Annotated in this window: 17 protein-coding genes; 14 read left to right on the forward strand and 3 right to left on the reverse strand. The window is 70.9% G+C overall.

The window, feature by feature from the left end; all coding sequences use genetic code 11:
- Positions 1 to 98 precede the first annotated feature (98 nt).
- Positions 99 to 695 carry an SACE_7040 family transcriptional regulator gene (locus ACZ6BG_RS05480; RefSeq protein ID WP_468997159.1) on the reverse strand — a complete coding sequence of 199 codons (597 nt, stop codon included), beginning with the start codon at positions 693 to 695 and terminating at the stop codon, positions 99 to 101.
- A gap of 83 nt (positions 696 to 778) precedes the next feature.
- Between ACZ6BG_RS05480 and ACZ6BG_RS05485 the strand changes: the two genes are divergently transcribed.
- From ACZ6BG_RS05485 to ACZ6BG_RS05525, 9 genes are all read left to right on the forward strand, one after another.
- Positions 779 to 2,395, forward strand: a complete 1,617-nt coding sequence (locus ACZ6BG_RS05485; protein ID WP_468997161.1) for a carboxyl transferase domain-containing protein — start codon at positions 779 to 781, stop codon at positions 2,393 to 2,395.
- Positions 2,396 to 2,414: 19 nt separating this feature from the next.
- Positions 2,415 to 4,490 (forward strand): acetyl/propionyl/methylcrotonyl-CoA carboxylase subunit alpha, encoded by a 2,076-nt coding sequence (locus tag ACZ6BG_RS05490; protein ID WP_468997948.1) that lies wholly within the window; start codon positions 2,415 to 2,417, stop codon positions 4,488 to 4,490.
- Positions 4,491 to 4,555: 65 nt separating this feature from the next.
- The gene (locus ACZ6BG_RS05495) at positions 4,556 to 5,503 is read left to right on the forward strand and encodes a hydroxymethylglutaryl-CoA lyase (protein WP_468997951.1); all 948 of its coding nucleotides are present in this window, start codon (positions 4,556 to 4,558) and stop codon (positions 5,501 to 5,503) included.
- A 5-nt stretch (positions 5,504 to 5,508) separates the two neighbouring features.
- Positions 5,509 to 6,669, forward strand: a complete 1,161-nt coding sequence (locus ACZ6BG_RS05500; protein ID WP_468997164.1) for an acyl-CoA dehydrogenase family protein — start codon at positions 5,509 to 5,511, stop codon at positions 6,667 to 6,669.
- Between the two features lie 108 nt (positions 6,670 to 6,777).
- A complete protein-coding gene (locus ACZ6BG_RS05505; RefSeq protein WP_468997166.1) occupies positions 6,778 to 7,824 on the forward strand; it encodes an ABC transporter substrate-binding protein in 1,047 nt (348 codons plus the stop codon).
- Positions 7,825 to 8,178: 354 nt separating this feature from the next.
- The gene (locus ACZ6BG_RS05510; RefSeq protein WP_468997168.1) at positions 8,179 to 9,621 is read left to right on the forward strand and encodes a pyridoxal phosphate-dependent decarboxylase family protein; all 1,443 of its coding nucleotides are present in this window, start codon (positions 8,179 to 8,181) and stop codon (positions 9,619 to 9,621) included.
- 61 nt (positions 9,622 to 9,682) lie between these two features.
- Positions 9,683 to 10,918: a lysine N(6)-hydroxylase/L-ornithine N(5)-oxygenase family protein gene (locus tag ACZ6BG_RS05515; RefSeq protein ID WP_468997954.1), complete on the forward strand. Its 1,236-nt coding sequence runs from the start codon at positions 9,683 to 9,685 to the stop codon at positions 10,916 to 10,918.
- Between the two features lie 41 nt (positions 10,919 to 10,959).
- Entirely contained in the window at positions 10,960 to 11,562 is a 603-nt protein-coding gene (locus ACZ6BG_RS05520; protein WP_468997957.1) for a GNAT family N-acetyltransferase, read from the forward strand.
- Positions 11,559 to 13,361, forward strand: a complete 1,803-nt coding sequence (locus tag ACZ6BG_RS05525) for an IucA/IucC family protein (RefSeq protein WP_468997169.1) — start codon at positions 11,559 to 11,561, stop codon at positions 13,359 to 13,361. Before ACZ6BG_RS05520 ends, ACZ6BG_RS05525 begins: the two co-directional genes overlap by 4 nt.
- A gap of 55 nt (positions 13,362 to 13,416) precedes the next feature.
- Here the strand turns inward: ACZ6BG_RS05525 and ACZ6BG_RS05530 are convergent, their stop codons facing one another.
- On the reverse strand, positions 13,417 to 15,042 hold the full coding sequence (locus ACZ6BG_RS05530; RefSeq protein WP_468997172.1) for a beta-N-acetylhexosaminidase: 1,626 nt from the start codon (positions 15,040 to 15,042) through the stop codon (positions 13,417 to 13,419).
- Positions 15,043 to 15,167: 125 nt separating this feature from the next.
- Here ACZ6BG_RS05530 and ACZ6BG_RS05535 point away from each other — a divergent pair, with 125 nt between their 5' ends.
- The 3 genes from ACZ6BG_RS05535 to glmS all read left to right on the forward strand — a co-directional run bounded on the left by ACZ6BG_RS05535 (position 15,168) and on the right by glmS (position 18,292).
- Positions 15,168 to 16,067, forward strand: a complete 900-nt coding sequence (locus ACZ6BG_RS05535; protein ID WP_468997173.1) for a DUF4429 domain-containing protein — start codon at positions 15,168 to 15,170, stop codon at positions 16,065 to 16,067.
- Between the two features lie 119 nt (positions 16,068 to 16,186).
- A complete protein-coding gene (locus ACZ6BG_RS05540) occupies positions 16,187 to 16,444 on the forward strand; it encodes a hypothetical protein (RefSeq protein ID WP_468997174.1) in 258 nt (85 codons plus the stop codon).
- Positions 16,445 to 16,474: 30 nt separating this feature from the next.
- Positions 16,475 to 18,292 (forward strand): glutamine--fructose-6-phosphate transaminase (isomerizing), encoded by a 1,818-nt coding sequence (glmS, locus tag ACZ6BG_RS05545; RefSeq protein ID WP_468997177.1) that lies wholly within the window; start codon positions 16,475 to 16,477, stop codon positions 18,290 to 18,292.
- A 408-nt stretch (positions 18,293 to 18,700) separates the two neighbouring features.
- Here glmS and ACZ6BG_RS05550 read toward each other — a convergent pair whose 3' ends face one another.
- Positions 18,701 to 19,225 (reverse strand): universal stress protein, encoded by a 525-nt coding sequence (locus tag ACZ6BG_RS05550; RefSeq protein WP_030360002.1) that lies wholly within the window; start codon positions 19,223 to 19,225, stop codon positions 18,701 to 18,703.
- A gap of 540 nt (positions 19,226 to 19,765) precedes the next feature.
- Between ACZ6BG_RS05550 and ACZ6BG_RS05555 the strand changes: the two genes are divergently transcribed.
- Entirely contained in the window at positions 19,766 to 20,179 is a 414-nt protein-coding gene (locus tag ACZ6BG_RS05555) for a hypothetical protein (protein ID WP_468997182.1), read from the forward strand.
- 396 nt (positions 20,180 to 20,575) lie between these two features.
- A complete protein-coding gene (locus tag ACZ6BG_RS05560) occupies positions 20,576 to 21,880 on the forward strand; it encodes a helix-turn-helix domain-containing protein (protein WP_468997184.1) in 1,305 nt (434 codons plus the stop codon).
- Positions 21,881 to 21,887: the final 7 nt, after the last annotated feature.

Below are 21,887 nucleotides of genomic sequence, written 5' to 3' on the forward strand. Positions count from 1 at the left end.
CCGCCGGTCGGGGGCACCGCCGATCGTGGCCTTCGGCCTGCTCGCCCTCAATCGCCGGACGGGCCTGATCCCCCCACCGGTTCCGATGCCCCCGCCGCTCAGTTCTCGCTCGCGGCCGCCGCCAGCGCCCCGTGCGCCAACCTGCTCAGCAGCCTCGCCATCCCCTCCCGGTCCGGGAGCGACCCCGGCCGCCCCAGGTGCGGCGTCGAGTTCAGGAGGCCGAACACCGCGTGCACCGACGCCCGCGCCTCGGCCTCGGCGAGCCCGGCGTACACGTCCCGCACCGCGGAGACCCACAGCTCCACGTACCGCCGCTGGAGCGAGCGCACCAGCTTGCGGTCGCTGTCCCGCAGGCGGTCCAGCTCCCGGTCGTGGAGAGTGATCAGCGGGCGGTCGTCGAGGGCGAAGTCGATATGGCCCTCGATGAGCGAGTCGAGCACGGCGCCGGGTGATCCCGCGGCCTCCGCGGCCCGGCGCTCGCCGCCCCGCAGCAACTGCTCGCTGATCCCCACGAGCAGCTCGGCCAGCATCGCGTCCTTGCCCGCGAAGTGGCGGTACAGACCGGGCCCGCTGATCCCGACGGCGGCCCCTATCTCGTCCACGCCGACGCCGTGGAAGCCGCGCTCGGCGAAGAGCCTGGCGGCTTCCTTGAGGATCTGCTCGCGACGGGTGGGGGCGTCGGTCCTGGTGGCCATGGAAGCAATTCTAGACAGCACGGTTAGCGGTCGTTAACCTTAACGGCATACGTTAACGCTCACTAACAGTGGGAGCACAGCGGATGCAACAGGCACCAGTCCTCGCGAGCGCGGCGGACCCCGCCTCGGAAGCCTGGCGGTCGAACGAGACGGCGCACCGCGCCCTGGTCGAGGAGCTGCGCGGCAAACTCGCGGCGGCCCGGCTCGGCGGCGGCGAGCGCGCCCGGCAGCGGCATGTGGCGCGCGGCAAGCTGCTGCCGCGCGACCGCGTGGACGCCCTCCTCGACCCCGGCTCGCCGTTCCTCGAACTGGCCCCGCTCGCGGCCGACGGCATGTACGACGGCGCGGCCCCGGCCGCCGGCGTCATCGCGGGCGTCGGCCGGGTCAGCGGGCGCGACTGCGTCATCGTCGCCAACGACGCGACCGTCAAGGGCGGGACGTACTACCCGATGACGGTCAAGAAGCACCTGCGGGCGCAGGAGATCGCCCTGGAGAACCGCCTGCCCTGCCTGTATCTGGTGGACTCGGGCGGCGCCTTCCTGCCGATGCAGGACGAGGTGTTCCCCGACCGCGAGCACTTCGGGCGGATCTTCTACAACCAGGCGCGGATGTCCGGCGCGGGCATCCCGCAGATCGCGGCGGTCCTCGGCTCCTGCACGGCCGGCGGGGCGTACGTCCCCGCGATGAGCGACGAGGCCGTGATCGTGCGCGATCAGGGCACGATCTTCCTCGGCGGCCCGCCCCTGGTGAAGGCCGCCACCGGCGAGGTCGTCACCGCCGAGGAGCTGGGCGGCGGCGAGGTCCACTCCCGGGTGTCGGGCGTCACCGACCACCTCGCGGAGGACGACCCGCACGCGCTGCGCATCGTCCGCACGATCGTCTCCACGCTCCCCGCGCGCGGCGCCCTGCCCTGGGAGGTCCGCCCGGTCGAGGAGCCGAAGGTCGACCCGCTCGGTCTGTACGGCGCGGTGCCGACGGACTCCCGCACCCCCTACGACGTCCGCGAGGTCATCGCCCGCGTCGTCGACGGCTCGCGCTTCGCCGAGTTCAAGTCCGAGTACGGCCAGACCCTGGTGACCGGCTTCGCGCACATCCACGGCCACCCCGTCGGCATCGTCGCGAACAACGGCATCCTGTTCTCGGAGTCCGCCCAGAAGGGCGCCCACTTCATCGAGCTGTGCGACCAGCGCGGCATCCCGCTGGTCTTCCTCCAGAACATCTCCGGCTTCATGGTCGGCCGGGACTACGAGGCCGGGGGCATCGCCAAGCACGGCGCGAAGATGGTCACGGCGGTGGCCTGCACCCGCGTACCGAAACTGACCGTCGTGGTTGGCGGCTCGTACGGAGCGGGCAACTACTCGATGTGCGGCCGGGCCTATTCGCCGCGCTTCCTGTGGATGTGGCCCAACGCCAAGATCTCCGTGATGGGCGGCGAGCAGGCGGCGTCCGTCCTCGCCACCGTCAAGCGCGACCAGTTGGAGGCGCGCGGCGAGGAGTGGTCGGCCGAGGACGAGGACGCCTTCAAGGCCCCGGTCCGCGCGCAGTACGAACAGCAGGGCAACGCCTATTACGCCACGGCACGACTGTGGGACGACGGTGTCATCGACCCGTTGGAGACCCGCCAGGTGCTCGGCCTGGCTCTGACCGCGTGTGCCGGGGCGCCCTTGGGCGAACGCGGCTTCGGCGTCTTCCGGATGTGAGGGACCAGACCCCATGAGCATGTTCGACACAGTCCTTGTGGCCAACCGGGGCGAGATCGCCGTCCGCGTCATCCGTACGCTGCGCGCGCTCGGCGTCCGTTCGGTGGCCGTCTTCTCCGACGCCGACGCCGACGCCCGGCACGTCCACGAGGCCGACACGGCGGTGCGGCTCGGGCCCGCCCCGGCCGCCGAGAGCTATCTGTCGGCCGAGCGCCTCCTGGCGGCCGCCGCCGCGTCCGGCGCCCAGGCCGTCCACCCCGGCTACGGCTTCCTCGCCGAGAACGCCGCCTTCGCGCAGGCCTGCGCGGACGCCGGGCTCGCCTTCATCGGGCCGCCCGCCACCGCCATCGACCTGATGGGCGACAAGATCCGCGCCAAGGAGACCGTACGGAAGGCCGGGGTCCCCGTGGTCCCCGGCTCCTCCGGCAGCGGCCTCACCGACGCCCAGCTCATCGACGCCGCCCGGGAGATCGGCACCCCCGTGCTCCTGAAGCCCTCCGCGGGCGGCGGCGGCAAGGGCATGCGCCTGGTCCGGGACGCCGCCCTCCTCGGCGAGGAGATCGCCGCCGCCCGGCGCGAGGCCCGCGCCTCCTTCGGCGACGACACCCTCCTCGTGGAGCGGTGGGTGGACCGGCCCCGGCACATCGAGATCCAGGTGCTCGCCGACGCGCACGGCAACGTCGTCCACCTCGGCGAGCGCGAGTGCTCCCTCCAGCGCCGCCACCAGAAGATCATCGAGGAGGCGCCCAGCGTCCTGCTCGACGAGGCGACGCGCGCCGCGATGGGGGCCGCCGCCGTGGAGGCCGCGCGCTCCTGCGGGTACGTCGGCGCGGGCACCGTCGAGTTCATCGTCCCCGGCGACGACCCCGCCTCGTACTACTTCATGGAGATGAACACCCGCCTCCAGGTCGAGCACCCCGTGACGGAGCTGATCACCGGCCTGGACCTGGTGGAATGGCAGCTCCGGGTCGCCTCCGGCGAGCGACTGCCCTTCGCTCAGGACGACATCACGCTCACCGGGCACGCCGTCGAGGCCCGCGTCTGCGCCGAGGACCCCTCCCGCGGCTTCCTGCCGTCCGGCGGGACCGTCCTCTCCCTGCACGAGCCGTCCGGCGACGGCGTGCGCACCGACTCCGGGCTCAGCGAGGGCACGGAGGTCGGGAGCCTGTACGACCCGATGCTGTCGAAGGTCATCGCGTACGGGCCGGATCGCGCGACCGCGTTGCGGAAGCTGCGGGCCGCGCTCGCGGAGACGGTCACCCTGGGGGTGCCGACGAACGCGGGGTTCCTGCGGCGGCTGCTGGCCCACCCGGCGGTGGTGGCCGGGGACATCGACACCGGCCTGGTGGAGCGGGAGGCCGAGGGGCTGGTGGACCCGGACGTGCCGGTGGAGGTGTACGGGGCGGCGGCGTTGGTGCGGGCGGTCGGTTCCTTCCCCGATCCCGCCCCTTCCCGAAACCGGGGCTCCGCCCCGGCCCCCGCTCCTCAAACGCCGGAGGGGCTGAAGAACAACGCGTGGCTCGACCCCTTCTCCGTGCCCAACGGGTGGCGCCTCGGCGGTGAGCCCGCGTGGACCGTGCACCATCTGCGGGTGCCGGGGCACGAGCCCGTGTCCGTGCGGACACGTCTGACCGCCGACGGCGACGTCGAAGTCGACCTCGGGGGGCCCGGGGGCTCGCCCCCGGTTTCGGGAAGGGGCGGGCTTGGGGAAGGCTCCGCGCAGCGCCCCACCCTCCACCTCGACGGCCGCACCCACACCTTCCACCGCGCCGGCACCTGGCTCGGCCGTGACGGCCACGCCTGGCACGTCCAGGACCACGACCCCGTGGAAGCCGCCCTCAGCGGCGCCGCGCACGCGGGCGTGGACGCCCTGACGGCGCCCATGCCCGGCACGGTCACCGTCGTCAAGGTGGCCCCCGGCGACGAGGTGGCCGCGGGCCAGAGCCTGCTGGTGGTGGAGGCGATGAAGATGGAGCACGTCATCTCCGCGCCGCATGCCGGCACCGTCACCGAGCTGGACGTCACCCCGGGCACCACGGTCGCCATGGACCAGGTCCTGGCCGTGGTGACCCCAGCGGAGGAGGACGCGTCATGACCGAGGAAACCGGCCCGGCCACCGAGGCGGGCGGAGCCGCCGAAGCACCCCGCGCCCCCCTCCCCATGGTCGTCCCCACGGCGGGCCTCCCGCCCCGCGTCCGCATCCACGAGGTGGGCGCCCGGGACGGCCTGCAGAACGAGAAGGCGACCGTGCCCACCGAGGTGAAGGCGGAGTTCATCCACCGCCTGGCCGCCGCGGGCCTGACCACGATCGAGGCGACCAGCTTCGTGCACCCCAAGTGGGTGCCCCAACTGGCCGACGCGGAAGAGCTGTTCCCGCTGCTCGACGACCTCGCGCACACCAGGGGCGTGCGCCTGCCGGTGCTGGTCCCGAACGCCCGCGGCCTGGACCGCGCCCTCGCGCTCGGCGCCCGCCGCGTCGCGGTGTTCGCCAGCGCCACCGAGTCCTTCGCCAAGGCCAACCTGAACCGCACGGTGGACGAGGCGCTCGCCATGTTCGAGCCGGTGGTGGCGCGGGCGAAGGCGGCTCAGAGCGCGCACGACCAGGTGCACGTGCGCGGCTATCTGTCGATGTGCTTCGGCGACCCCTGGGAGGGCGCCGTCCCGATCGCCCAGGTCGTCCGCGTCTGCAAGGCGCTGCTCGACATGGGCTGCGACGAGCTGAGCCTCGGCGACACCATCGGCGTGGCGACCCCCGGCCACGTACAGGAACTGCTCGCCGCCCTCAACGAACAGGGCGTGCCCACGCACCGCGTCGGCGTGCACTTCCACGACACCTACGGCCAGGCGCTCGCCAACACCCTGGCGGCCCTGCAGCACGGGGTGACCACCGTGGACGCGTCCGCGGGCGGCCTCGGCGGCTGCCCGTTCGCCAAGAGCGCCACCGGAAACCTCGCCACCGAAGACCTCGTGTGGATGCTTCACGGCCTCGGCATCGAGACCGGGGTCGACCTCGGCCGTCTCACCGCCACCAGCGTGTGGATGGCCGGCCAGTTGGGCCGACCGAGCCCGTCCCGCACCGTGCGTGCCCTCTCCCACCAGGAGCAGTGAGAACGATGGACCACCACCTCTCCCCCGAGCACGAGGAACTCCGGCGCACCGTCGAGGCGTTCGCCCACGACGTGATCGCCCCGAAGATCGGCGACCTCTACGAGCGGCACGAGTTCCCGTACGAGATCGTGCGCGAGATGGGCCGCATGGGCCTCTTCGGGCTGCCCTTCCCCGAGGAGTACGGCGGCATGGGCGGCGACTACCTGGCGCTCGGCATCGCCCTGGAGGAGCTGGCGCGCGTCGACTCGTCCGTGGCGATCACGCTGGAGGCGGGCGTCTCCCTGGGCGCGATGCCGCTGCACCTGTTCGGCACCGAGGAGCAGAAGCGGGAGTGGCTGCCGCGGCTGTGCTCCGGCGAGATCCTGGGCGCCTTCGGCCTGACCGAGCCGGACGGCGGCTCCGACGCGGGCGGTACGCGCACGACGGCGCGCCTGGACGAGGCGACCGACGAGTGGGTCGTCAACGGCACGAAGTGCTTCATCACCAACTCCGGGACCGACATCACGGGCCTGGTGACGGTGACGGCGGTGACGGGCCGCACGGACGCGGGCAAGCCCCTGATCTCCTCCATCATCGTGCCGTCCGGCACGCCGGGCTTCACGGTCGCGGCGCCGTACTCGAAGGTCGGCTGGAACGCGTCGGACACGCGGGAGCTGTCGTTCTCCGACGTGCGGGTGCCGCGGGCGAACCTGCTCGGTGAGATCGGCCGCGGGTACGCGCAGTTCCTGCGCATCCTGGACGAGGGCCGGATCGCGATCGCGGCGCTCGGCACGGGGCTCGCGCAGGGCTGTGTCGACGAGTCGGTGAAGTACGCCAAGGAGCGGCACGCGTTCGGGCGGCCGATCGGCTCCAACCAGGCCATCCAGTTCAAGATCGCCGACATGGAGATGAAGGCGCACACGGCGCGGCTCGCCTGGCGCGACGCGGCCTCGCGGCTCGTCTCCGGCGAGCCGTTCAAGAAGGAGGCGGCGCTGGCGAAGCTGTACTCGTCGACGGTCGCCGTCGACAACGCGCGCGAGGCCACGCAGATCCACGGCGGGTACGGCTTCATGAACGAGTACCCGGTGGCGCGGATGTGGCGGGACTCCAAGATCCTGGAGATCGGCGAGGGCACGAGCGAGGTGCAGCGCATGCTGATCGCCCGGGAGCTCGGCCTCACCAGCTGAGGCGGGAGGGGGCCGCCGACCGGGGCGGGGGGCCGCTGGACCGGAAGCAAGGTTAGGTTAACCTAAGCACCACTTCCGGCCAGTGCCCCGTACGAAAGCAGAGACCTCATGTCGCACAGCCTCCGCACGCCCTCGCGCCGCGGCATCCTCGCCGCGGGCGGCGCCCTCGGGCTCACCGCCGTCCTCGCCGCCTGCGGGGACGAGAAGAAGGACAAGAGCGGCGGCTCGGGCAGCGGCACCGAGGACGGCGGCCCCTGGTCCTTCAAGGACGACCGCGGCGAGACGGCCAAGGCGGACGCGACGCCCGCGAACATCGTGGCGTTCACCGGTGTCGCGGCCGCGCTGTACGACTACGGCATCGAGGTCAAGGGTGTTTTCGGCCCGACCAGGACCAAGGACGGCAAGCCGGACGTCCAGGCCGGCGACATGGACATCAGCAAGGTGACCATCCTCGGCAACGCCTGGGACCAGTTCAACATCGAGAAGTACGTGGGCCTCCAGCCCGACGTCCTGATCTCCACGATGTTCGACGACAAGGGCACCCTCTGGTACGTCCCCGAGCAGTCCAAGGACAAGATCCTGGGGCTCGCCCCGAGCGTCGGCGTCTCCGTCTACGACCGCCAGATGACCAAGCCCCTTGAGCGCATCCTCGCCCTCGCCGAGTCGCTCGGCGCGGACGTGAAGTCCGACAAGGTCGTCACGGCGAAGAAGCGCTTCGAGGCCGCTGCGGAACGGCTGCGCAAGGCCGCGAAGTCCCGCCCGGAGATCAAGGTCCTGATCGGCTCGGCGAGCGCGGAGATCTTCTACGTCTCCGGCTCCGACCTCTCCGCCGACCTGGAGTACTTCAAGGCGCTCGGCGTGAACATCGTCGAGCCGCCGGAGAAGGCCAAGAAGGAGAGCGGGGGCTGGTTCGAGAACCTGTCCTGGGAGAACGTCGACCAGTACAAGGCCGACGTGATCATGATGGACAACCGCACGTCGGCCCTGCAGCCCGCGGACCTGGCGAAGCAGAAGCCCACCTGGGGCAAGCTGCCCGCCGTCAAGGCCGGGCAGGTCATCCCGCGCGTCACCGAGCCGATCTTCTCGTACGCCAAGTGCGCGCCGATCCTGGAGGACCTGGCCAAGGCCATCGAGAAGGCGAAGAAGGTCTCCTGACCGGGGTTCGGTGCACGTCGGCCTTGGCGCGCCGCCTAGTCGCGGCCTTCGGCCTGGCTCGTCCTCAATCTCCCCCAAGCTCTTAAGGAGCAGGGGGTACCCCCACGACGGGCTCGAAATATCCCCCAGCGCCGCCCGGCTGCCCCCCGCAGCCGGGCGGCGCTGTGTTTGTGGCCTGCGGGCCTGTGGACGACTCGTGAATATCCCTGCGACTTGTGGGACGGAAGGGACCCCAGAGCCCTGTCGGGATGAACTTAGGTTAGGCTAACCTAAGTTCCATGTCGCGCCCTCGGCCCTCCCCGCTGTGCCCTGCTCCGGGGGCGCGACCAAGTCCCCTCACCTGGAGGACAGTTCATGCGCTCGCACCTGCTCAATGACACCACCACGGAGCGGTACCGCGCCTCCGTGACCGAAGGAGTCGAGCGGGTGGCGGCCAGAATCGCCACCACCTCCCGCCCGTTCACCGGCGTCTCCGCGGACGCCCTCACCCCCCGCGTCGAGGCCGTCGACCTCGACACCCCGCTGCACGACACCGGCGCCGCCCTCGACGAGCTGGACGAGCTGTACCTGCGCGACGCCGTCTACTTCCACCACCCGCGCTACCTGGCCCACCTCAACTGCCCGGTCGTCATCCCTGCCGTGCTCGGCGAGGCCGTCCTGACCGCCGTGAACTCGTCCCTGGACACCTGGGACCAGTCCGCGGGCGGCACCCTCATCGAGCGCCGCCTGATCGACTGGACCGCCGAGCGCATCGGCCTCGGGCCCGCCGCCGACGGCGTGTTCACCTCCGGCGGCACCCAGTCCAACCTGCAGGCGCTGCTCCTCGCCCGCGAGGAGGCCAAGGCGGAATCCCCCGACCGGCTGCGCGTCCTCGCCTCCGAGGTCGGCCACTTCAGCGTCCAGAAGGCCGCGAAGACGCTCGGCCTCGGCCAGGACGCCGTCGTGGTGATCCCCACCGACCGCGACAAGCGCATGCAGACCGTGGCGCTCGCCCGCGAGCTGGCCCGCCTCGACCGCGAGGGCCTGGTCCCCATGGCCGTCGTCGCGACCGCGGGCACCACCGACTTCGGCTCCATCGACCCGCTGCCGCAGATCGCCGACCTCTGCGCGCGGTACGAGACGTGGCTGCACGTCGACGCCGCCTACGGCTGCGGTCTGCTCGCCTCGCGCACCCGCCGCGACCTGCTCGACGGCATCGAGCGCGCCGACTCCGTCACGGTCGACTACCACAAGTCGTTCTTCCAGCCCGTCAGTTCGTCCGCGCTCCTGGTCCGGGACGCGGTGACGCTGCGGCACGCCACGTACCACGCCGAGTATCTGAACCCGCGGCGCGCGGTGCAGGAGCGCATCCCCAACCAGGTCGACAAGTCCCTGCAGACGACCCGTCGCTTCGACGCCCTGAAACTGTGGATGACGCTGCGCGTGATGGGCGCCGACGCCATCGGTGACCTCTTCGACGAGGTCTGCGACCTGGCGGCCGAGGGCTTCGACCTGCTCGCCGCCGACCCTCGCTACGACGTCGTCGTCCAGCCGAGCCTCTCCACGCTCGTCTTCCGCTACATCCCGGCGGCGATCTGCGACCCGGCGGCCATCGACCGCGCCAACCTGTACGCCCGCAAGGCCCTGTTCGCCTCCGGTGCCGCCGTGGTCGCGGGCACCAAGGTGGGCGACCGCCAGTACCTGAAGTTCACCCTGCTCAACCCCGAGACCACGGCCGCCGACATCGCCGCCGTCCTCGACCTGATAGCCGGCCACGCCGAGCAGTACCTGGGAGAGAACCTTGACCGCGCCAGCTGACCGCCGCGAAGCGCGGCCGAAGACCTCGACGGCCACGGCGCCGGACACGACGTACGACTTCATCGGCATCGGCCTCGGGCCCTTCAACCTCGGCCTCGCCTGTCTCACCGAGCCCCTGGACGACCTGAACGGCCTGTTCCTGGAGTCCAAGCCGGACTTCGAGTGGCACTCGGGCATGTTCCTGGACGGCGCCCACCTGCAGACTCCGTTCATGTCGGACCTGGTGACGCTCGCCGACCCCACGTCCCCGTACTCCTTCCTGAACTTCCTGAAGGAATCGGGCCGCCTGTACTCCTTCTACATCCGCGAGAACTTCTATCCGCTGCGCCGCGAGTACAACGACTACTGCCGCTGGGCCGCCGGGAAACTCTCCTCCGTCCGCTTCGGCACGACCGTGACCCGGGTGTCGTACGACAACGGCGGCTACGACGTGACGACCGGCTCCGGCACCACCCTGCGCGCCCGCCGCCTCGTCCTCGGCACCGGCACCCCGCCCCACGTCCCGGCGGCGTGCGAGGGCCTCGGCGGCGACTTCCTGCACAACTCCCGCTACCTGGAGCACAAGGAGGAGCTGCAGAAGAAGAACTCCCTCACCATCGTCGGCAGCGGCCAGAGCGCCGCGGAGATCTACTACGACCTGCTCGCCGACATGGACACCCACGGCTACCGCCTCAACTGGGTGACCCGCTCGCCGCGCTTCTTCCCGCTGGAGTACACGAAACTGACCCTGGAGATGACCTCTCCGGAGTACATCGACTACTTCCACGCGCTGCCCGAGGACACCCGCTACCGCCTGGAGAGCGAGCAGAAGAACCTGTTCAAGGGCATCGACGGGGAGCTGATCGACGCCATCTTCGACCTGCTCTACCAGAAGAACCTCGACGGTCCCGTGCCCACCCGGCTGCTCACCAACACGAGCCTGCGCAAAGCCAGGCACACCAACGGCGTCTACACCCTCGGCCTGCGCCAGGAGGAGCAGGGCAAGGACTTCGAGATGACGACGGAGGGCCTGATCCTCGCCACCGGCTACCGGTACGCCGTCCCCGCCTTCCTGGAGCCGCTGCGCGAGCACCTGCGCTTCGACGGCCACGGCCGCTTCGACGTGGCCCGCAACTACTCCGTGGACACCACCGGCCGAGGCGTGTTCCTGCAGAACGCCGCCGTCCACACCCACTCCATGACCAGCCCCGACCTCGGCATGGGCCCGTACCGCAACGCGTACATCATCCGAGAGCTGCTCGGCCGCGAGGTCTACCCGGTCGAGAAGTCCATCGCCTTCCAGGAGTTCGCCGCATGAGCTGGATGCAAGGGACGGGCAGGACGAGCGGCACGAGCGGCATGAGACGCAGGCCGAGCCGGGAGCGCGGCGTCGGCACCCTCACCATGCGCCCCCTCGACCCCTTCGAAGACGCCGAGCTGGTCCACTCCTGGGTCACCCACCCCAAGTCGGCCTTCTGGCTGCTCCAGGGCGCGAAACTGCAGGACGTCGAGCGCGAGTACATGGGCATCGCCGCCTCCGAGCACCACGACGCGTTCATCGGCCTGCACGACGGGGAGCCCGCGTTCCTGATGGAGCGCTACGACCCCCGCTACATCGAACTGGTCGGCCTGTACGAGCCCGAGCCCGGCGACGTCGGCATGCACTTCCTGGTCGCCCCCACCGACCGACCGGTGCACGGCTTCACCCGAGCCGTCATCTCCTCGGTGATGGAGCACCTGTTCGCCGACCCGCGCACCCACCGCGTCGTCGTCGAACCCGACGTCACCAACACGGCCGTGCACCGCCTCAACGAGGAGGTCGGCTTCGTGCCGGAGCGCGAGATCGACAAGCCGGAGAAGCGGGCCCTGCTCAGCTTCTGCACCCGCGAGAGTTACGAGGCGGCCGTGGTGCGCCACGCCGTGGCAGCACGCCCCACCGCAGTTTCTGGAGCACGGACATGACCCTGACGCCCGCCGCACCCCTGACGCACCTCTCCCCCCAGGCCGAGGCCGTGGACCATCTGAGCCCCGAGCGCTGGGCCGAGGCCAACCGGCTCCTCATCCGCAAAGCCCTCGCCGAGTTCGCGCACGAGCGGCTGCTCGCCCCCGAGGAACTGGGCGCGGGCCGGTACGTCGTGCGCAGCGACGACGGCCTGACCCGCTACCGCTTCGCCGCGCGCGTCTTCGCCCTCGACCACTGGGGCATCGACGCCTCCTCGATCACCCGCCACCGCGACGGCGCCGAACTCCCCCTGAACGCCCTGGAGTTCTTCACCGAGCTGCGAGGCGCCCTCGGCCTGAGCGACCAGGTCCTGCCGGTGTACCTGGAGGAGATCTCCTCCACCCTCTCCGGCACCTGCTTCAAACTCGCCAAGCCCCGCGTCTCCGCCGCCGAGCTGGCCACCGCCGGTTTCCAGGAGATCGAGACCGGCATGACCGAGGGCCACCCCTGCTTCGTCGCGAACAACGGACGGCTCGGCTTCGGCGTGCACGAGTACCTCTCGTACGCCCCCGAGACCGCGAGCCCCGTCCGGCTGATCTGGCTGGCGGCGCGGCGCGACCGGGCCGCGTTCACCGCGGGCGAGGGCCTGGAGTACGAGTCGTTCCTCCGCGCCGAGCTGGGCCGGGAGACCCTGGACCGGTTCGACGCCGTGCTGCGCGCCCAGGACCTCGACCCGGCCGACTACCTCCTCATCCCGGCCCACCCCTGGCAGTGGTGGAACAAGCTCTCCGTGACCTTCGCGGCCGAGGTCGCCGACCGGCGCCTGGTGTGCCTCGGCGAGGGCGACGACGAGTATCTGGCCCAGCAGTCGATCCGGACGTTCTTCAACGCCTCCGCCCCGGCCAAGCACTATGTGAAGACGGCCCTGTCCGTCATCAACATGGGCTTCATGCGCGGGCTCTCGGCCGCGTACATGAAGGCGACCCCGGCCATCAACGACTGGCTGCACGCCCTCGTCGCCTCCGACGAGGTCCTGCGCTCCACCGGCCTAGGCATCATCCGCGAGCGCGCCGCCGTCGGCTACCGGCACCTGGAGTACGAGGCCGCCACCGACCGCTACTCGCCGTACCGCAAAATGCTCGCCGCGCTGTGGCGCGAGAGCCCCGTGCCGGCCCTGAAGGACGGCGAGCAGCTCGCCACCATGGCGTCACTGCTGCACACCGACCGCGAAGGGGCCTCCTTCGCGGGCGCCCTCATGGAGCGCTCGGGCCTGGCGCCCGCCGAGTGGCTGCGCCGCTATCTGCGCGCCTATCTGACGCCGCTCCTGCACTGCTTCTACGCCTACGACCTGGTGTTCATGCCGCACGGCGAGAACGTGATCATGGTCCTGAAGGACGGTGTCGTCGACCGGGTCCTGTTCAAGGACATCGCCGAGGAGATCGCCGTGATGGACCCGACGGCGGTCCTGCCGCCCGAGGTCGAGCGGATCCGCGTCGACGTGCCCGAGGACCGCAAACTCCTGTCGATCCTCACGGACGTCTTCGACTGCTTCTTCCGCTTCCTGTCCGCGAGCCTCGTCACCGAGGGCCGCCTCGACGAGGACGTCTTCTGGCGCACGGTCGCCGAGTGCGTCCGCGACTACCAGCACTCGATGCCCGAACTGGCCGACAAGTTCCGGCAGTACGACATGTTCGCGCCCGAGTTCGCGCTGTCCTGCCTGAACCGGCTCCAACTGCGCGACAACGAGCAGATGCTGGACCTCGCCGACCCGGCGGGCGCCCTCCAGCTGATCGGGACCCTGAAGAACCCGATCGCCTAGACCGGGCGGGGCTCCGCGGACGGTCCCGCGGAGCCCCGCTCAGCCGTGTCCGGGTCTACTTCGTGGGCCAGGGCACCTGCGGTGACTTGTAGTAGTCGATGCCGAGCGCGTCCCAGCGCGGAGCCTGCTCGGCGAGCCGGGACTTGTAGGTGTCCCAGTCGTGCGTGGACGCGGGCGACCAGCCCAGCTCGGCGATGCCGGGCAGGCGCGGGAACGCCATGAAGTCCAGTTGCGCGGGCGTGGACAGGGTCTCCGTCCACAGCGGCGCCTCGACGCCGAGGACCGAGTCCGCCGGGGTCCCTTGCAGATACGTGCCCGGGTCCCAGTCGTAGGAGCGCTGCACCTCGACGTAGCCGGCCCAGGACAGGCCGAGCGGGGTGTCCTTGTGGTACTTCATGTCGAGGTAGGCGCGGTCGGCCGGGGAGATCACCAGCTTGGTGCCGTTCTTCGCCGCGTTCACGACCTGGTCGCGCTCGGCCTGGCCGGTGCGGTCGTAGCCCCAGTACTGGGCGACGGCGCCCTTGACCGGGTTGGCGCCCGCCAGTTGGTGCCAACCCATCACGCTCTTGCCGTACTTGGTGACGACGGGCTGCACCTTGTCCATGAACGTCACGAAGTCCTCGTGGCTCGTGGAGTGCGCCTCGTCGCCGCCGATGTGCACGGTCCCACCGGGCGTGAGCGCCGCCAGCTCCCGGACGACGTCGTCCACGAACTCGTACGTCACGTCCTTCTTCACGCACAGCGAGCTGAAGCCGACGCTCGTGCCGGTGTACAGCGGCGGCGCGACGCCGTCGCAGTTCAGTTCGGCGTACGAGGCGAGGGCCGCGTTGGTGTGGCCCGGCATGTCGATCTCCGGGATCACCTGGAGCCCGCGGGACGCGGCGTAGGCGACGATGTCCTTGTACTGGTCCTTGGTGTAGTGGCCGCCGGGGCCGCCGCCGACCTGCGTGGACCCGCCGTAGGTGGCCAGGCGCGGCCAGGAGTCGATGGCGATGCGCCAGCCCTGGTCGTCGCTCAGGTGCAGATGCAGCTTGTTCATCTTGTAGAGCGCCAACTGGTCGATGTAGCGCTTCACGTGCTCGACGGGGAAGAAGTGCCGGGACACGTCCAGCATCGAGCCGCGGTAGGCGAAGCGCGGCTTGTCCTTGATGGTGCCGCCCGCGATCCGCCACGGTCCCGGCTGCTTCGTCTTCTTCTCGACGGCGACGGGCAGTTGCTGCCGCACGGTCTGCACGCCGTGGAGCAGGCCGGTGGGCGACCAGGACGTGATGGTGAGGGAGCCACGCTTGGAGATCACGCGGTAGCCCTCGTTCCCGAGGACCTTGTTCTCCGGCTCGGCGCTGAGGCGCAAGCGGATGCCGTCACCGCCCGAGCGGTCGGTGACGGGGAGGCGGTAGCCAGTGGAGGGGCGCAGGATGCCCGCGAGGTACTCGGCGACGCGGCGCTCCTCGGGCCTGTCGCCGACGCGGATTCGGGTCTTGGAGGTGATTTCGAAGCCGGGTCCGCCCGGTTCGGCCTTCATGGGCACCGGCACGATCCGGCCCAGCGGGATGGGCTCGGCGCGGGCGGTGGCGGAGCCCGGGGTGGCCGAGCCGGAGGCGGCCGCCGACGATGACGTACCGGCGGCGGCGATCAGCAGGAGTGATCCGATGACACAGGCAGTTCTGCGGTGCTGTCTCACAAGCGGGTCCCTTCGCCGGGCAACGCGGATGTGACGCAGTCGAACCGTCACCATGCGTACCGCGCACCCCAGACCTGGTCAAGGTGTAGACCACCCGCCCTGGCCTGCGGTGCGAGAATCGGGGCATGGCGGAAATCATCCAGCGCGACGGGACCTGGACCTTCGACGGAGAGACGCTGCGGCTCGTGCCGGGCCGCGACAAAGCCGTCTCGTTGCTGCGCAAGACCCTCGGCGAACTCACGCTGCCCCTGGCGGCATTGGCGGGCATCGCCTTCGAACAGGGCAAGAAGAACGGCCGGTTGCGGCTGCGGCTGCGCGACGGCGCGGACCCGCTGCTCCAGGCGACGGGCGGCAAGCTCGCCGACGCCTCCGACCCGTACCAGCTGACGGTGGAGCCGGACCGGTACGGCGTCGCGGAGTACGTGGTCGACGAGGTGCGCAACGCGCTGCTCCTGGAGCAGGTCCCCGCCAAGGGCTGCGAGAGCTATCTGCTGCCGGGCCCCTCGGTGCCGCTGCAGGTCGCGGCTGGCGACGCCACGGTGAGCTTCGACGGGGAGAACGTCCGCCTGGAGTGGAACTGGAAGACGGAGGAGGCCAAGGCGGCCTCCGGCACCCGCTCCATAGCCCTCGCCGACGTGGCCGCCGTGGAGTGGCAGCCCGCCATCGGCCTGGAGAACGGCTATCTGCGGTTCACGGTGCGCAACTCCCCCACCAAGGCCCCGCCGAAGTACGACCCGAACTCGGTGGAGCTGTGGGGCTTCAAGAAGGACCCGCTGATGGCACTGGTCGCGGCGGCCGTGCAGGCCCGCCTGCCGCACCCGGCCGCGCCCGCGAAGGCGGCGCTCGCCCAGGATGCCGCGGGCGCCGCGGCCGACGCGGTGGCCGCGGCGCCCGCCGCACCGGCCGAGGACAGCCATGACGCGCTGCTTCGGCGCCTGCGGGAGCTGGGCGAGCTGCACCGGAGCGGGGTCCTGACGGACGAGGAGTTCGCGGCGGCCAAGCAGGCGGTGCTGAAGCGGATGTGAAGGGGGGCGTGGGGCCCGAGAGGCGTTTCGGGGCCCGATAAAAGTATGGACCAGGCCACCCCTGCCCGATATCGGGCAGGATTCTTGCGAAAGCTCCTTTGGTGCCCCAGGATCAACGGGTGCACGAAGAACTTGTCGATCACCTGACGCGCTCCACCCAGCTGCACCGCGGCGAGGCGCTGCGGGTGATCCAGGACGTGCTCGCGTACTTCGACGAGACGACCGAGGCGTTCGTCCGCCGCCGCCACCGTGAGCTCCAGGGTCAGGGCCTGGTGAACACGGAGATCTTCGAGCGGATCGCGGCGGACCTGCGCTACCGGGCGGTCGCGCCGCCCGAGCTCACGCTCAGACAGCTGCGCCGCATCGTCTACGGCTGACCCCTGTCCACATCAACCCGAGGGACCCTTATGTGCGGAATCGTCGGATATATCGGCAAGCGTGACGTCGCCCCCCTGCTCCTGGAAGGCCTGCAGCGCCTGGAGTACCGCGGCTACGACTCCGCGGGCGTCGTGATCACCAGCCCGAAGGCCACCGGCCTGAAGATGGTCAAGGCCAAGGGCCGCGTCCGCGACCTGGAGGCCCGCGTCCCCAAGCGCTTCACCGGCACCACCGGCATCGCCCACACCCGCTGGGCCACCCACGGCGCCCCCTCCGACGAGAACGCCCACCCCCACCTGGACGGCGAGAACAAGGTCGCCGTCGTCCACAACGGCATCATCGACAACGCCTCCGAGCTGCGCGCCAAGCTGATCGCCGACGGCGTCGAGTTCCGCTCCGAGACGGACACCGAGGTGATCACCCACCTGATCGCCCGCTCCGACGCCGAGAAGCTGGAGGACCGGGTCCGCGAGGCACTGCGCCACATCGAGGGCACCTACGGCATCGCCGTCCTGCACGCCGACTTCAACGACCGCATCGTCGTCGCCCGCAACGGCTCGCCCGTCGTCCTCGGCATCGGCGAGAAGGAGATGTTCGTCGCCTCCGACGTCGCCGCCCTGGTCTCGCACACCCGCCAGGTCGTCACCCTCGACGACGGCGAGATGGCCACCATCAAGGCCGACGACTACCGCACGTACACGACCGAGGGCTCGCGCACCTCGGCCGAGCCGACCACCGTGGAGTGGGAGGCCGAGTCGTACGACATGGGCGGCCACGACACGTACATGCACAAGGAGATCTTCGAGCAGGCCGACGCCGTGGACCGCGTCCTGCGCGGCCGCATCGACGACCGCTTCTCCACCGTGCACCTCGGCGGCCTGAACCTGGACGCGCACGACGCCCGCAAGGTGCGCCGCGTCAAGATCCTCGGCTGCGGCACCTCGTACCACGCGGGCATGATCGGCGCCCAGATGATCGAGGAGCTGGCCCGCATCCCCGCCGACGCCGAGCCCGCCTCCGAGTTCCGCTACCGCAACGCGGTCGTCGACCCCGACACCCTGTACGTCGCGGTCTCCCAGTCCGGCGAGACCTACGACGTGCTCGCCGCCGTGCAGGAGCTCAAGCGCAAGGGCGCCCGCGTCTTCGGCGTCGTCAACGTCGTCGGCTCCGCCATCGCGCGCGAGGCGGACGCGGGTGTGTACGTGCACGCGGGCCCGGAGGTCTGCGTCGTCTCCACCAAGTGCTTCACCAACACCACCGTCGCCTTCGGGCTGCTCGCCCTGCACCTGGGCCGCATCCGCGACCTGTCGGTCTCCGACGGCAAGCGGATCATCGCGGGTCTGCGGCAACTGCCCGCGCAGATCGAGCAGATGCTGGAGCGCGAGGACGAGATCAAGAAGCTGGCGCAGGAGTTCGCCGAGGCCAAGTCGATGCTCTTCATCGGGCGCGTACGCGGCTATCCGGTGGCCCGCGAGGCCTCCCTGAAGCTCAAGGAGGTCTCCTACATCCACGCCGAGGCCTACCCCGCCTCCGAGCTGAAGCACGGCCCGCTCGCCCTCATCGAGCCCGCCCTGCCGACCGTGGCGATCGTCCCCGACGACGACCTCCTGGAGAAGAACCGCGCCGCCCTGGAGGAGATCAAGGCCCGCAGCGGCAAGATCCTCGCGGTCGCCCACCGGGAGCAGGAGAAGGCCGACCACACGATCGTCGTCCCGAAGAACGAGGACGAACTCGACCCGATCCTGATGGGCATCCCGCTCCAGCTCTTCGCCTACCACACGGCGCTGGCCCTCGGCCGGGACATCGACAAGCCGAGGAATCTCGCGAAGTCGGTCACGGTGGAGTAGTCCTGCCACCGATCACGGCAGCGAAAATTGAGCAACCCCCACGGCGAGCAACCACCTCCGCGAGAGCGGCGGCGGTTCAGCCGCAAAGGGGCGAACGGTCCCCTGTGTGTGCCACCAAGCGCACAGGGGACCGTTCTTCGAGGGACCGGGGTCGCCCATTACCCCGGCCCGCGCCTGCTCAGCCGGCGGCCGTCACCCCCCGACCTGCAGGGCATACGCTCCGCGCGTCGGCATGGGCCGCCGGACGCCGCCGCACGGGCACTGGGCCGTGGTTCTGCCCCAACAAGCGGTATGTACCCTTCACAAGGGAGCAACCCACCTCTACGCGCGAGTAGATTTATGCGCCGCCGATGCGCCGCCGCTACCCCGCGCCCCTCATCCCACCTGGGACGAAAGGGAGTTGCGCAGTTAGGGGATCACGACGACGGGCCGTTGCGCACGGCGCGCGAGACGGCCCGCGACCGACCCGAAGATGCGCCCCACGATCCCGTGCGTCGAGCCGACGACGATGGCGTCCGCGGAGTACTCCCGGCCGACCTCTTCGAGTTCGTGGCAGATGTCGCCGCCGCGCTCGACCAGGATCCAGGGAACTTCCGACAGATACTCGGCGCAGGCCAGTTCGAGGCCGAGGACTTCGGTGCGGTGGTCGGGGACGTCGACGAAGACCGGGGGCTCGCAGCCCGCCCAGACGGTGGTGGGCAGCCGGTTGGCGACATGGACGATGATCAGGCCGGAGCCGGATCGGTGTGCCATCCCGATCGCGTAGGCGAGGGCCCGCTCGCTGGATGTCGAGCCGTCGAAGCCGACGACGACACCGTGCCGGAAGGCGGGATCGCAGGAGTGACGTGGTTCTTCCGCCGCTTGGGGGGTCGCGCTCGGGTCGGCGACCTGCCGCTTGCGGTTCGCGGGTTCGGAGAATTCGTGACCGGCCATCGGTGTCTCGGCGAAGGAGTCCTCTGTGGGAGGGTCGGCTTTTCAGGTGCGCGGTCTGCGTGCGCGGTAGGGGACAGGGCGGCACAAACAAGTACGAGCAGGTTCGGACGTGTGCGGGTCACCGCAGGTCGGGCACTGTGACGACGCACATCACCGGACGTGTGTCCGGGAATCATCTTCCCAACCCCTTACCCCCAAGGGTACGGCCGCACTCCTCTCCTGCCCAGCTCTCGACGAGCCTCGTCCGGGCCCCGTCGAGGACCCGCCCGGGCCTGGCCCCGGGGCGCCGCCGCGGGCCCGCACAAGGCCCGCCCAAGGCCTCAGCGAGGCCTCACGGCGTTCACCGGAGCATGCATGAGCCCGGCTCGGATGGCAATGGCGGCTGCCCCGTACAGGCGGTTTGCGCCCGGTTCGCGCGCGCGGTCCCTTCAGGCCAGTGACCGGCCGGTCGGCCGCGCGTTGAACCCGTGAAACCACTCTTTCGGAGACATCCGCAGCCACCGCCACACCGTGCGAAACCACTGCCGCAGGGAGCACGCCGTGCCAGGACCGTCCACCGCAGCCCCGGTCGCCGCAGCCACCACCCGCCGCCGCGCACCCGAGGGGGCGCGCGAGCGCCGGGCCCCCGGGGTCCCGGCGCCCCGCCCCGCAAGGACCCCGGCGCCCGCCCCGCAGGAATCGGCGAGCGACGTGGTGCGCTGGGCGGCTTTCTCCTGCGTCCTGGTTCCGGTGGTCCTGGTCGGGTACGGGACCTCGCTGGCCGGCGCGGGCGGGGCGGCCCTGGGACTCGCCGCCGTGACCGGGGTGTGCCGGGTGCTTCTGCAGCAGTCCGAGCGCGGGGCGGCGCGGGCCCGCGCGCAGCGGGGCGCGGACACCCGCGGACGGCGTCAGCGCCAGGCGCCGGGGGCGCATCGGGGCGGCCGCCGTCCGGGGCCGGACGCGCCGGTGGACTGACTGATTCCCACGCACTCCCCCGTATGTTTTCAGCCAACTTCCCAGCCGTCGGCATTCCCTGGCGGAACGGGGGGTCAACGCACGTCTCACCAGGGGTGAAAGGAGTGGGGAAGGCTTCTGCACCCTACGTTGACCGGCCACTGGCACAAGGCGCACTTCCCTGCGCGGCCCGTGAGTGCGACGCTTCGTGATCGAATGCTTCACGCCAAGTTGCCATGTCGACAATGCGCCGGGTGCTGAACTGGTCACAGCGGCGTCACATGACGCAGTAGATTCGATCTTGACTGTAGTACGGCGGGGGACTGGTGGAGGACCGAGGGGAAACGTGCAGGAGCGACAGGCCCAGAAAGCACGTCAAGAACAGGGAGCCGCGACGACCGAGGGGGGCTTAGCACCATGAGCCACGACTCCACTGCCGTGCAGGAAGCCGCGGCGCGGAAACTCTCCGGGCGGCGACGTCGGGAGATCGTCGCGGTGCTGCTCTTCAGCGGTGGTCCCATTTTCGAGAGTTCCATACCTCTCTCCGTGTTCGGCATTGACCGGCAGGACGCGGGAGTACCCCGATACCGGCTGCTCGTGTGCGCCGGTGAAGAGGGGCCGCTGCGCACCACAGGCGGGCTGGAACTGACCGCGCCCCACGGGCTGGAGGCGATCTCGCGGGCAGGCACCGTCGTGGTGCCGGCCTGGCGCTCGATCACATCGCCGCCCCCGCTGGAGGCACTCGACGCGCTACGCCGCGCGCACGAGGAGGGCGCGCGCATCGTCGGCCTGTGCACCGGCGCGTTCGTCCTGGCCGCGGCCGGTTTACTGGACGGCCGACCGGCGACGACGCACTGGATGTACGCGCCGACGCTGGCCAAGCGCTACCCGTCCGTGCACGTCGATCCGCGCGAGCTGTTCGTCGACGACGGCGATGTGCTGACGTCGGCCGGCACCGCGGCCGGAATTGATCTCTGTCTGCACATCGTGCGCACGGATCACGGCAATGAGGCGGCGGGCGCGCTCGCCCGCAGGCTGGTCGTGCCACCGCGCCGGGCCGGCGGCCAGGAACGCTACCTGGACCGGTCGCTGCCGGAGGAGATCGGCGCCGACCCGCTCGCCGAGGTCGTCGCCTGGGCGCTCGAACACCTTCACGAGCAGTTCGACGTGGAGACGCTGGCCGCCCGCGCCTATATGAGCAGGCGCACCTTCGACCGGCGGTTCCGCTCGCTGACCGGGAGCGCCCCCCTGCAGTGGCTGATCACTCAGCGGGTGCTGCAGGCACAGCGGCTCCTGGAGACCTCCGACTACTCCGTGGACGAGGTCGCCGGACGCTGCGGCTTCCGCTCGCCGGTCGCGCTGCGCGGCCACTTCCGGCGCCAGCTCGGTTCCTCGCCCGCGGCGTACCGCGCGGCGTACCGGGCGCGGCGGCCGCAGAACGAGCGGTCCCTGGAGTCGGCGTCGGCGCCCTCCGCCCCGTCGGCGGCCACCGCGGCTGCCGCCGTGTCCGCCGGGCCCTCCGTGGTCGCCGCGGACGGACCAGGGCCGGGGCCGGGAAATCCCGGTCTGGCACCGGGCCCCGTCCCGTCCCAGACCCGACGCACGGCCGCCGCCAGCTCGCTCGGGGCCGCGGCGTCCCTGCCCATGGATCCGGGCAAGCCACACTCCGACGCGTACGCGCCGGGTCGCACTCCCCTGCCCGGTCAGAGGAGCGCGCCGTAGGGTTGGG

Source organism: Streptomyces sp. NPDC041205 (assembly GCF_055591765.1).

Excerpts from the sequence above, each read along its gene's own strand:
- ACZ6BG_RS05480 (WP_468997159.1), bottom strand. The coding sequence starts at position 695 with ATGGCCACCAGGACCGACGCCCCCACCCGTCGCGAGCAGATCCTCAAG.
- ACZ6BG_RS05490 (WP_468997948.1), top strand. The coding sequence starts at position 2,415 with ATGTTCGACACAGTCCTTGTGGCCAACCGGGGCGAGATCGCCGTCCGC.
- glmS (WP_468997177.1), top strand. The coding sequence starts at position 16,475 with ATGTGCGGAATCGTCGGATATATCGGCAAGCGTGACGTCGCCCCCCTG.
- ACZ6BG_RS05510 (WP_468997168.1), top strand. The coding sequence starts at position 8,179 with ATGCGCTCGCACCTGCTCAATGACACCACCACGGAGCGGTACCGCGCC.
- ACZ6BG_RS05550 (WP_030360002.1), bottom strand. The coding sequence starts at position 19,225 with ATGGCCGGTCACGAATTCTCCGAACCCGCGAACCGCAAGCGGCAGGTC.
- ACZ6BG_RS05485 (WP_468997161.1), top strand. The coding sequence starts at position 779 with ATGCAACAGGCACCAGTCCTCGCGAGCGCGGCGGACCCCGCCTCGGAA.
- ACZ6BG_RS05560 (WP_468997184.1), top strand. The coding sequence starts at position 20,576 with ATGAGCCACGACTCCACTGCCGTGCAGGAAGCCGCGGCGCGGAAACTC.
- ACZ6BG_RS05495 (WP_468997951.1), top strand. The coding sequence starts at position 4,556 with ATGGTCGTCCCCACGGCGGGCCTCCCGCCCCGCGTCCGCATCCACGAG.
- ACZ6BG_RS05525 (WP_468997169.1), top strand. The coding sequence starts at position 11,559 with ATGACCCTGACGCCCGCCGCACCCCTGACGCACCTCTCCCCCCAGGCC.
- ACZ6BG_RS05505 (WP_468997166.1), top strand. The coding sequence starts at position 6,778 with ATGTCGCACAGCCTCCGCACGCCCTCGCGCCGCGGCATCCTCGCCGCG.
- ACZ6BG_RS05500 (WP_468997164.1), top strand. The coding sequence starts at position 5,509 with ATGGACCACCACCTCTCCCCCGAGCACGAGGAACTCCGGCGCACCGTC.
- ACZ6BG_RS05520 (WP_468997957.1), top strand. The coding sequence starts at position 10,960 with ATGAGACGCAGGCCGAGCCGGGAGCGCGGCGTCGGCACCCTCACCATG.
- ACZ6BG_RS05535 (WP_468997173.1), top strand. The coding sequence starts at position 15,168 with ATGGCGGAAATCATCCAGCGCGACGGGACCTGGACCTTCGACGGAGAG.